General features: G+C 73.9%; 2 protein-coding genes (1 of these 2 only partly in view). Both read right to left on the bottom strand.

What is annotated here, in order from left to right:
- Positions 1-7,969: the beginning of a non-ribosomal peptide synthase/polyketide synthase gene (locus AB0J72_RS45000; RefSeq protein ID WP_363411508.1), read on the bottom strand. The gene continues 13,844 nt to the left of window position 1, outside the view; only the first 7,969 of its 21,813 coding nucleotides appear in the window; it begins with the start codon at positions 7,967-7,969; the stop codon falls past the left edge of the window.
- The coding region (locus AB0J72_RS44995; RefSeq protein ID WP_363411506.1) for an amino acid adenylation domain-containing protein at positions 7,969-12,330 on the bottom strand (4,362 nt) is incomplete at its 5' end. The genes AB0J72_RS44995 and AB0J72_RS45000, both read right to left, overlap by 1 nt.

Raw genomic sequence — 12,330 nt, 5'->3', positions numbered from 1 at the left:
GCAGGTACGCCGCACCCGCCTTCAGCACACCCAGCAGCGCCACCACCATGTCGACACCACGCTGCAGCCGGACACCCACCACCGACTCCGGACCCACGCCACGGTCCAGCAACAGCCGGGCCATCCGTGCCGCCCGGTCGTCCAGCTCGGCGTACGACACCGGTACACCCTCGAACACCAACGCAGGAGCATCCGGCGTCCGCGCCACCTGCGCCGCGAACAACGCCGGCAACGTCGAGGCCGCCACCGGGACAGCGGTGTCGTTCCACTCCACCAGCACCCGGTGCAGCTCGTTGGCATCGAGGACGTTCACCGCGGAGATCGGGGCCGCCGGGTCGGCGGCCACCGCCTCGAGCACCCGCACCCACCGGCCGGCCAGCGCCGCGACCGTGCCGGCGTCGAACAGGTCGGCCGCGCCGGTCACGACGCCTCGGAGCCCGGCGGCGCGACCGTCGGGGTGGAAGGTCTCGACGACGCTCCACTCGAGGTCGAACTTCGCCGCCGGCCCCGTCGAGCCGGGTGCGGTGTACCCGTCGACGTCGATGCCCGGCAGGTCCAGCACCGCGCCGGCGGTGTTCTGCACGGTGAGCATCACCTGGAACAGCGGGTGCCGGGCCAGGGACCGGGCCGGGGCCAGCTCCTCGACCAGCAGCTCGAACGGCACGTCCTGGCGCTCGAACCCGGCCAGCGTCGTGTCCCGGACGCGGGTCAGCAGCTCGGCGAACGTGGGGTCGCCGGCGAGGTCGGTCCGCACCACCAGGGTGTTGATGAAGAAGCCGACCAGGTCGTCGAGCGCCTGGTCGGTGCGTCCGGCCACCGCCGCGCCGATCGGGATGTCGGTGCCGGCGCCCAGCTTGGACAGCAGCACCGCGAGACCGGCCTGCAGGAGCATGAAGACGGTGACGCCCTCGGCGCGGGCCAGGTCGGCGAGGCGCGCGTGGAGGCTCGCGTCGACGTCGAGCGGGACGGTGTGCCCCTGGTGGCCGGCGACCGCGGGCCGCCGCCGGTCCGCGGGCAGCGCCAGCTCTTCCGGGACGCCGGTCAGCGCCTGCCGCCAGTACGCCAGCTGCCGCCGGATGACGCTGTCCGGCTCGTCCTCGCCGCCGAGCAGGTCCCGCTGCCAGAGGGTGTAGTCGGCGTACTGCACGGGCAGCGGCGCCCAGGCCGGCGCCCGTCCGGCGGTGCGGGCCGCGTAGGCGGCCGACAGGTCGCGGGCCAGCGGGCCGCGCGACCAGCCGTCGCCGGCGATGTGGTGGACCACGACCACGAGGACCCGCTCGCCGGCATCGCCGTTGAGCAGGGTCGCCCGGATCGGCGGCTCGGTGGCCAGGTCGAACGGGTGCCGGGTCGCCGCCGCCACCGCCCGGTCCAGGTCCGCCGATCCGACGTCGGCCCGCTCCAGCTGCCAGTGCAGCTTCTCCAGGGGGTGTACGTGCTGGAACGGCTCGCCGTCCGCGGTGGGGAACACGGTGCGCAGCACCTCGTGCCGGCCGATCACGTCGCGGAACGCCGCGTTCAGCGCGACCGGGTCGATGTCGCCGGACAGGCGGAGCACGATCGGGATGTTGTACGTCGCGCTCGGGCCTTCCAGCTGCGCGAGGAACCACAGCCGCTGCTGCGCGAACGACAGCGGCAGCCGTTCGGGGCGGGCCCACGGCACGAGCGCCGCCCGTGCCGTCCCTGCTCCCGGCAGCAGCGCGGCCAGTCCCGCCGGGGTCGCCGCGTCGAACAGCGCGCGCAGCGACAGTTCGACGCCGAAGACCGCCCGGACCCGGCTCATCAGGCGCACGGCGAGCAGGGAGTGCCCGCCGAGGGCGAAGAAGTCGTCGTCGACCCCGACGGCGTCGAGCTCCAGCACCTCCGCGAACGCGAGGCACAGCAGTTCCTCGTGCACGTTGGCGGCGGGCCGGCCGGTCCCGGCCGCCGCCGCGAAGTCCGGTGCGGGCAGGGCCTTGCGGTCCAGCTTCCCGTTGACCGTCAACGGCAGCACGCCGAGGATCACCACCGCGGCCGGCACCATGTAGTCGGGCAGGCGCGACCCGGCGAACCCGCGGAGCGTGGCGGGCAGCCCGTCGGTGTCGCCGCCGACGGGGACGACGTAGGCGACGAGCCGCTTGTCGCCGGTGGTGTCCTCGCGGGCGATGACGGCGACCTGCGCGACCTGGGGGTGCGCGGTGAGCACGGCCTCGATCTCGCCGGGCTCGACCCGGAACCCGCGGATCTTCACCTGCTCGTCGGCGCGGCCGACGAACGCCAGCTCGCCGGTGGCGGTCCAGGAGACGACGTCGCCGGTGCGGTACATGCGGCCGCCGGCGGCGTCGAAGGGGTCGGCGACGAACCGTTCGCCGGTCAGGGCGCCGCGCCCGGCATAGCCGCGGGCCAGGCCCGCGCCGGCCACGTACAGCTCGCCGGCGACGCCGACCGGGACCGGGCTGAGCCGGCGGTCGAGCACGTACACCTGCGTGCCGGTGATCGGCGGCCCGATCGGCACGCTGCCGCCTGCGGCGACGTCCTCGGCGCGGATCGCGTGGACGGCGGTGAACGTGGTGTTCTCCGTCGGCCCGTACCCGTTCAGCAGGCGAAGGTCCGGCAGCCGCTCCAGCACCGTCGCGCACGCCGCCGGCGACAGCACGTCACCACCCGCCAGGAGCTGCCGCACCGGCGCCAGCGCCCGCACGTCGGTACCGACGACCTGATGGAACAGGCCGGCCGTCAGCCACAGCGTGCCGACCCGCCGCTCGGCCAGGAACGCCCCCAGCTCCGCCGTCGACAGCGCGCCCGCCGGAGCGACCGCCAGTGCCGCGCCGTTGAGCAGCGCACCCCAGATCTCGAACGTCGCCGCGTCGAACGACGGCGACGCCAGATGACCCACCACGTCGCCGGCGCCGACGCTGAAGTAGTTCGCCCCGCACACCAGCCGCACGACGGCCCGGTGCGGCACCACCACACCCTTCGGCACGCCCGTCGAACCCGACGTGTACATCACGTACGCGGCCTGCCCGGCATCCGGCAGCGCCGGCGGCACGACGTCCGGCGAGCCCGCCACCGCCGCCGCGACCCGCCGGTCGTCGAGCGCCACCGACCGGAACCGGCCCGCCGGCAGCTCGTCCAGGACGTCCTCGAACCCGAGCAGCACCGCCGCGCGCGAGTCGGCGAGCATGAACGCGATCCGGTCCACCGGCAGTTCGGGATCGACCGGCAGATAGGCGCCGCCGGCCTGCACCACCGCCAGCAGCGCCACCACCATGTCCACCCCGCGCGGCAGGCACACACCCACCACCGACTCCGCGCCGACACCCGCGCCACGCAGATACCCCGCCAGGCGGCCTGCCCGGGCGTCCAGCTCCGCGTAGGTGAGCGTCACACCGTCGCCGACGATGGCCGGCGCGTCCGGCGTCCGCGCCACCTGCGCCGCGAACAGCTCCGGCAGGGTGCCCGCGGGACCGTCGGCGGCGTCGCTCCCCCGGCGCAGCAGTTGCTCCAGCTCATCGGCGTCGAGCACGTCCACGGCGGACAGCGGGGCCGGCCCGCCGCCGTCGAGGCCGTCCTCCAGGGCCCCCACCAGGTTGCCGACGGCGGTCCGGAGCATTCCGGCCACGGACTCCGGGTCGATCGGCCCGACCGCGTCGACGGCGAAGTCGATCCCGCCGGCGTGCTCGTCGACGATCACGGTCAGCGGGTAGTTGGTGATGTCGCGGGTGTAGACGGTCCGGATGCCTTCGAATCCGCCGGCGTCACCGGTGTCGGCGCGCCCGCCGCCGGTCTGGTGCCGGTAGTTGAACAGCGTGGTGAAGAGCGGCTCGTCCGCCGGGACGGCGCTCGCCTGGCGGGCCAGCGACAGCGGCGCGTGCTCGTGCTCCAGCAGCCCGGCCAGCTGGGCGCGCATCGCGCCGATCGCCGCGACGACGTCGCTGTCCCCGATGGACAGGCGCACGGGCAGCGTGTTGATGAACAGGCCGGGCGCGCGGTCCGATCCGGTGCCGGCGTTCATGCGCCCGACGAGCACGGTGCCGAACACGACGTCGTCACGGCCGGACACCACGGCGAGGACCCGCGACAGCGCCACGTGCATCACCGTTGCCGGGCTGGCGCCGAGCCCGCGGGCCGCGCGCCGGAGCCGCAGGACCAGGTTCGGGTCCAGCGCGACCCGGGCGCGCACGATGCCGGAGCCGTCGCCGCGGACGTCGGTCACCCCGTACGGCGCGGTCGGCTCGTCCACGCCGGCCAGCTGCTCGCGGAAGAACTCCTCGTGGCCGCCGGTGGCGAGGCTGGCCCTGGCCTGCGCGACGAAGTTGCGGAACGGCGGCGGCTCGGGCAGGGCGCCGGCGCGGCCCGACAGCACCGCCTCGATCTCGCGCAGCGTCAGCTCCAGCCCGACGTGGTCCCGGACGAGGTGGTGCCCGCGCAGCAGGCCGAGCCACCGCCCGTCGGCGAGCTCGGCGACGTGCAGGTCCAGCAGCGGCGCCCGCCGCAGGTCGACCGACAGGCCCACCACGGCGACCAGGTCGCCGGTCGGGTCGGCGGAGCCGGCGGGGAGGGCGACCCCGGTGACGGGCAGGGTGGCCGTCCGCCACACCACCTGCACCGGTTCCCGCAGCCCCGACCACACGACCGAGGTGCGGAGCACGTCGTGCCGGTCGATCACCGACTGCAGCGCCGCGACGAATCGGTCCAGCCGGTCCCGGTCGCTGAACTCGACGACCGACGGCGCGACGTACACGTCGCCGCCGTCGCCGGCGAGCAGGTGGTGGAACAGGATGCCTTCCTGCAGCGGTGCCAGGGGGTAGATGTCCTCGACGTTGCCGGCGCCGCCGTCGACGGCGTCGACCACGGCCTGGATCTCCGCCTGGGTCAGCTCGATCAGCGGCAGCATGTCCGGGGTGATGGCCTGCGCGCCGGCCGGGATCAGGTTCGCCGGCACGTCGACGGCGGCGGTGCTGGCGGCCGCGGCGGCGAGCCCGGCCGGGGTGGGCGCGAGGAACAGCATCCGCACCGACACGGACACGCCCCGGACCCGCAGCCACTCCACGAGACGCACGGCGAGGAGCGAGTGCCCGCCGAGGGTGAAGAAGTTGTCGTCGGCGGCGACGGCGTCGAGGCCCAGGACGTCGGCGAACGCGAGGCACAGCAGCTCTTCGCGGGCGTCGGCCGGTCCACGACCAGCACCGGCGGCCGCGGCGAAGTCGGGTGCGGGCAAGGCCTTGCGGTCGAGCTTGCCGTTCACCGTGACCGGCAGCGCATCGAGCGTCACGACGGCCGAGGGCACCATGTATTCGGGCAGCCGCGCCGCGGCGAACTCCCGCAGCGCTCCACTGTCGACGGTGCCCACGACGTACGCCACGAGGCGCCCATCCAGGGCGACCACCGCGACCTGATGCACGCCCGGGTGCTGCGCCAGGACCGCTTCGACCTCGCCGGGCTCGATCCGGAACCCACGGATCTTCACCTGGTCGTCGGCCCGGCCCAGGTACACGAGATTGCCGTCGGCGTCCCAGCACACCACGTCGCCGGTGCGGTACAGGCGACCCCCGTCGCCGAACGGGTCCGCGACGAACCGCTCCCCCGTCAACCCGGCACGGTTGTTGTACCCGCGGGCCAGCTGGACCCCGGCGAGATACAACTCGCCCGCGACCCCAGCCGGCGCAGGAGCCAGCCGGTCGTCCAAGACGTAGGTGCGGGTGTTGAACACCGGACGGCCGATCGGCACCACCGCCGAACCGTCCGCCACCACTTCGAACTCGGTGACGTCGACGGATGCCTCGGTCGGGCCGTACAGGTTGAACAGCCCCGTGCCGGGCAGCACCTCGAAGAACCTGTCCCGCGCGGCCGCACCGAGGGCCTCGCCGGAGCACACCACCCGGCGCAGACCCACGCACGAACCGGCCTCTGGGGCCGCGAGGAATGCCTCCAGCATCGACGGCACGAAGTGCACCGTGTCCACCCGCTCATCGCGGATCAGATCAGCGACATACGCCGGATCCCGGTGACCGTCGGGGCGGGCGATCACCATCACCGCACCCTGGATCAGCGGCCAGAACAGCTCCCACACCGACACGTCGAACCCGAACGGCGTCTTGTGCAGAACACGGTCCCCCGGCTGCAAACCGAACCGAGCCTGCATCCACACCAGACGGTTCACGATCCCCGCGTGCGACACCACCACGCCCTTCGGCTGCCCTGTCGAACCCGACGTGTAGATGACGTACGCCGGGTTCGCCGGCAGCACCGGCACATCACCGACCGGCGGCAACCCGGACGCGTCCGTCTCCGCCGTCACCACGTAGGCCGCGTCCGCGGTCATGAACGCCACCCGCTCAGCGGGCAGGTCCGGGTCGATCGGCAGGTACGCCGCCCCCGCCTTCAGCACACCCAGCAGCGCCACCACCATGTCCACACCACGCTGCAGCCGGACACCCACCACCGACTCCGGACCCACGCCATGGTCCAGCAACAGTCGGGTCATCCGCGACGCCCGGTCGTCCAGCTCGGCATACGACACCGGTACACCCTCGAACACCAACGCAGCAGCATCCGGCGTCCGCGCCACCTGCACCGCGAACAACGCCGGCAACGTCGAGGCCACCACCGGGACAGCGGTGTCGTTCCACTCCACCAGCACCCGGTGCAGCTCGGCGTCGTCCAGCACCGACACCGCCGACAGGGGCAGCGACGGATCGGCCGCCACGGCTTCCAGGACCCGTACCCACCGGCGGCCGATCGACGCCACCGACGCCTCGTCGAACAGGTCCGCCGACCCGATGACGCTGCTGCGGAGCCCGGCCGGGGCGCCGGCGGCGTCGAGGACCTCCGACACGGTGACCTCGAGGTCGAACTTCGCCGCCGTGTGGTCCGGTGCGACGCTCCGCGCGCTCAGCCCCGGCAGTTCCAGCACGGCGGCGGTGTTGTTCTGGACGGTGAGCATCACCTGGAACAGCGGGTGCCGGGCGAGCGAACGGGCCGGCGCGAGCTCCTCGACGAGCCGCTCGAACGGCACGTCCTGGTGCGCGAGCGCGGCGAGGCCGGCCTTCTTGACCCGGGCGAGCAGCTGCTCGAACGTCGGATCGCCGGTCACGTCGGTCCGGACGACGAGCGAGTTGACGAAGAAGCCGACGAGGTCGTGCAGCGCGTCGTCGTTGCGGCCCGCAACTGCCGAGCCGATCGGGATGTCGCTGCCGGCCCCGAGCTTGGACAGGAGCACGGCGACGGTGCTCTGCAGCAGCATGAACATCGTCACGCCGTTGGCCCGGGCGATCGACGCGAGCCGCGCGTGCAGGTCCCCGGGCACGTCGACCGGCACCTGGTGGCCGCGGTGGCTGCCGACCACGGGGCGCGGCCGGTCCGTCGGCAGCACCAGTTCCTGCGGCGCGTCGGCCAGCGCCTGGCGCCAGTACGTGATCTGCCGGGAGATCAGGCTGCCGGGGTCTTCCTCGTCGCCGAGCAGTTCCCGCTGCCACAGGGTGTAGTCGGCGTACTGGACCGGCAGCGGCTCCCAGGTCGGCGCGTGGCCCTCGGTGCGGGCGGCGTACGCGGTGGAGACGTCCCGCGCCAGCAGCGCCTTCGACCAGCCGTCGCTGGCGATGTGGTGGGTCACGACCGTCAGGACGTGCTCGTCCGGACCGGTGGAGATCAGCCAGGCGCGGATCGGCACCTCGCGGGCCAGGTCGAACACGTGACCGGCGGCGGCGTCGACGGCCTGCCGCAGGTCCGCCGGGTCGACGTCCACGACGGTGAGCGACCAGTCCAGGTCCTTCAGCGGGATGATCCGCTGGAACGGCTGGCCGTCCGCGGTCGGGAACACGGTGCGCAGCACGGCGTGCCGGCCGAGCACGTCGCGCAGCGCGGCGCCCAGCGCGTCGACGTCGATCCGGCCGGACAGCCGCAGGGCGGTGGGGATGTTGTACGTGGCGCTCGGGCCTTCGAGCTGGCCGATGAACCACAGACGCTGCTGCGCGTACGACAACGGGATCATCAGGACTCCTCCGAGACGTGCATCGGCCGCAGCGCCGGCCGGGTCGACATTCGGTTGTCTGCGTGCTCCGCCAGACCGGCGACCGTCGGGGTCTCGAAGACCGTGCGGATGTCGACCTCGATGTGCAGCAGGGTGCGGATGCGGCTGATCAGCTTGACCGCGAGGAGGGAGTGGCCGCCGAGGTCGAAGAAGTCGTCGTCGACGCCGACCGACTCCAGTCGGAGGACCTCGGCGAACGCCTGGCAGAGCAGTTCCTCGCGGGCGTTCGCCGGCGGGCGGCCGGTCTCGGCGGTGGTCGCGAAGCGCGGCGCCGGGAGGGCCTTGCGGTTGAGCTTGCCGTTGCCGGTCAGTGGGAGGGCGTCGAGGGCGACCACGGCGGCGGGCACCATGTACTCCGGCACCCGGCCCATCAGGAACTGCCGGACCGCGCCCGGCAGACTCTGGTCGGTGACGTCGTCGGCGTCGGCCGGCACGACGTACGCGACGAGCTGCTTCCCGCCGGCGGGGTCGTCCCGGGCGATCACGGCCGCCTGGGCCACCTGCGGGTGGGTCAGCACCGCCGCCTGTACCTCGCCCGGCTCGATCCGGAAGCCGCGGATCTTCACCTGGTCGTCGACGCGGCCGAGGAACACCAGCTGTCCGGAGGTGCCGCCGCCCGGCTCAGATCCGGTTCGCTGGCGCGGGATCCGGGTGGTGGCGTCGGGGCCGGTCCAGCGGACCAGGTCGCCGGTCCGGTACAGCCGGCCGCCATCCGGGTCGAACGGGTCGGCCACGAACCGCGATGCCGTCAGACCGGACTGGCCCACATACCCGCGCGCCAGTTGCGGCCCGGCGACGTACAACTCGCCGGCCACGCCGACCGGGACCGGCGCCAGCCATTCGTCCAGCACGTAGACCCGCGTGTTCGCGACCGGCCGCCCGACCGGGACCACTCCGTCGCCGTCCAACCGCGTGGTGAGGACACCGACTGTCGCCTCGGTCGGCCCGTAGTGGTTGAACACCTCCCTGACGGCGACGAGGTCGCGGACCAGGTCAGGGGACGCCGCCTCGCCACCGAGCACGACGGTCCGGCCGGGCAGGACCGCGTCCAGCCCGCCGGGGCCCGCGGCCAGCGCCGCGAGGTGCGACGGCACCACCTTCACGCCGTCGACCCGCTGCTCGCTCAGGAACGCGCTCAGCCTCACCGGATCGGTCACCAGTTCTTCCGGCACCACCACCAACGTGCCGCCGGAGGCCAGGGCGCCGAACACCACCGTGTTGCCGAGGTCCGTCACCTGCCCCTGCAACACCGCGAACCGGCCCGACCCCGCCAAGCCCACCGCCGCGGGCACCGACGCCACATAGTTCAGCAGGCCGCCGTGCGTCACCCCGACGCCCTTCGGCGTCCCCGTCGAACCCGACGTGTACATCACGTACACCAGCTGACCCGGCGACATCGGCATGTCCGCGGGGTCGCTCGGCATCGACGCCAGCTGTGCCGTCACGCGCAGGTCGTCGAGCGCGACCGTCCGGACGCGTCCGGCGGGCAGTTCGTCGAGGACGTCCTCGGTGCCGAGCAGCACCGCCACCCGCGCGTCCGCGACCATGAACCCGAGCCGGTCCACCGGCAGCTCCGGGTCCAGCGGCAGGTACGCCGCACCGGCCTTCCACACGGCGAGGAGACCGACGATCATGTCGAGGCCGCGCGGCAGGCACAGGCCGACCACCGACTCGGCGGCCACGCCGTACCCGGCCAGGAGCCGGGCCAGCCGGTTCGCCCGCGCGTCGAGGTCGCCGTACGTCACCTCGACGCCGTCGGCGACGACGGCGACCGCGGCCGGCGACCGCAGCGCCCACGCGGCGATCAGCGCCGGGACCGAGTCGCCCGACACCGGGACCGTGGGCCCGTTCCAGCCGACGAGAAGCCGCTGCGACTCGGCCTCGTCCAGCACGCTGATCCCGGACAGCCGCAGCGACGGTTCGGCGGCGACGGCTTCCAGGACCCGCACCCACCGCCGCCCGATCGCCGCCACGGTCGTCGCGTCGAACAGGTCCGCCGACCCGGTGAGCCCGCCGCGGATCCCGGCCGGTGCGCCGTCCGCGTCGAACGTCTCGCCGACGATCAGGGCGACGTCGAACTTCGCCGCCGCGTGGCCGCCGGACCCGGCCCCTTCCGCCGTCAGGCCCGGCAGGTCGAGGACGGCGCCGGTGTTGTTCTGCAGCGTCAGCAGCACCTGGAACAGCGGGTGGCGGGCCAGGGAGCGGGCCGGTGCCAGCTCCTCGACGAGCCGCTCGAACGGGACGTCCTGATGTTCGAAGCCGGCGAGCCCGGTCTCGCGGACCCGCGCGAGCACCTCGGTGAAGGCCGGGTCACCGGTCAGGTCGGTGCGGATCACCAGGGTGTTGACGAACGAGCCGACCAGGTCGTCGAGCGCTTCGTCGGTACGGCCGGCGATGGCGGAACCGATCGGGATGTCGGCGCCGGCGCCCAGCTTCGACATCAGCACCGCGAGCGTGGCCTGCAGCAGCATGAACGTCGTGACGCCCTGCTCGCGGGCGACCCGCAGCAGCCGGGCGTGCAGGTCCGCCGGGACGAGGACCGGTGCCCGGTGCCCGCGGTGGCTGGCGACGGCGGGCCGTGGCCGGTCCGCGGGCAGGGCCAGCTCCTCCGGGGAGCCGGCGAGCGCCTGCCGCCAGTAGGCGACCTGCCGCGCGACGAGGCTGTCCGGGTCCTGGTCGTCGCCGAGCAGGTCCCGCTGCCAGAGGGTGTAGTCGGCGTACTGCACCGGCAGCGGCGCCCAGTCCGGCGCGTGCCCGGCGAGCCTCGCGGCGTAGGCGGTGGACACGTCGGCGGCCAGCGGCGCCATCGACCAGCCGTCGCTGGCGATGTGGTGCACGACCACGACCAGTGTCGGGGCGCCGGATCCGGAGCTGATCAGCGACGCGCGGATCGGGATCTCGTTCGCGAGGTCGAAGGCGTACCCGGCCGCGGCGGCCACCTCGGCGGCGAGCCCGGACGGTTCGACGTCCAGCAGGCGCAGCCGCCAGTCGAGGCGCTCCATCGGGATCACCTGCTGGTGGGGCTGGCCGTCGGCGGCCGTCGGGAACACGGTGCGCAGCACCTCGTGCCGGCCGATCACGTCGCGCAGCGCCGCTTCCAGCGCCGCGGTGTCGATGTCGCCGGACAGGCGCAGCGTCACCGGGTCGTTGTAGGTGGCGCTGGGGCCTTCCAGCTGGCCGATGAACCACAGCCGCTGCTGCGCGAACGACAGCGGCAGCCGTTCGGGCCGTGGCTGCGGGACCAGCGCGGACCGCGCGCCCGCCGCGCCCGGCAGGCGTCCGGCGAGCCCGGCGGGTGTCGCGGCCTCGAACAGCGCGCGCAGCGGCAGTTCGACGCCGAACACGGCGCGGACCCGGCTGACCAGGCGGACCGCCAGCAGCGAGTGGCCGCCGAGGGCGAAGAAGTCGTCGTCGACGCCGACCTGGTCGAGGCCGAGGACCTCGGCGAAGGCCAGGCACAGCAGTTCCTCGCGGGCGTTGGCGGAGCCGCGGCCGGTCCCGGCGAGCGCCGAGAAGTCCGGCGCGGGCAGTGCCTTGCGGTCCAGCTTCCGGTTCGCCGTCAGCGGCAACGCGTCCAGCGTCACCACGACGGCCGGCACCATGTACTCCGGCAGCCGCGACGCGGCGTACTCCCGCAACGCCGCACCTTCGGCCGCGCCCACGACGTACGCCACCAGGCGCCCGTCCCGGACAACCACCGCGGCCTGAGCGACCTGCGGATGACCGGTGAGGACCGCCTCGATCTCACCCGGTTCGATCCGGAAACCACGGATCTTCACCTGCTCGTCGACCCGGCCCAGGAACACCAGCTCACCGGCCGCGTCCCACCGCACCACATCACCCGTGCGGTATAGGCGGCCACCGGCCTCGAACGGATCCGCCACGAACCGCTCCGCCGTCAACCCCGCCCGACCCACGTACCCGCGGGCCAACTGCACACCGGCCAGGTACAGCTCGCCGGCAACGCCGACCGGCGCGGGCGCCAGCCGCTCGTCGAGCACGTACGCGCGCACGTTCGGCAGCGGCGCACCGATCGACGCCAGCAGACCGGCACCGTCCACGTCCTTCGCGGTCGCCCAGATCGTCGCCTCGGTCGGCCCGTACACGTTCACCACCGCTGCCGCGCGGACGGCCAGCGACCGCGCCAGACCTTCCGGCAGCGCCTCGCCGCCGACCAGCACCCTGACACCGGACCACGCGTCGTCGCCGAGCAGCGCCTGCCACAGACTCGGCGTGCCCTGCACCACCGTCGCCCCGGACGACCGCACCAGCGCCCGCAACAGCGCCGGGTCCCGCACCTCGTCACGGCTCGCGACCACCAC

It is taken from the genome of Dactylosporangium sp. NPDC049742 (assembly GCF_040674675.1).
Taxonomy (GTDB): Bacteria; Actinomycetota; Actinomycetes; order Mycobacteriales; family Micromonosporaceae; genus Dactylosporangium; species Dactylosporangium maewongense.
The sequence above is the reverse complement of the archived record's forward strand: the minus strand, read 5'-3'. Positions and strand labels throughout refer to the sequence as shown.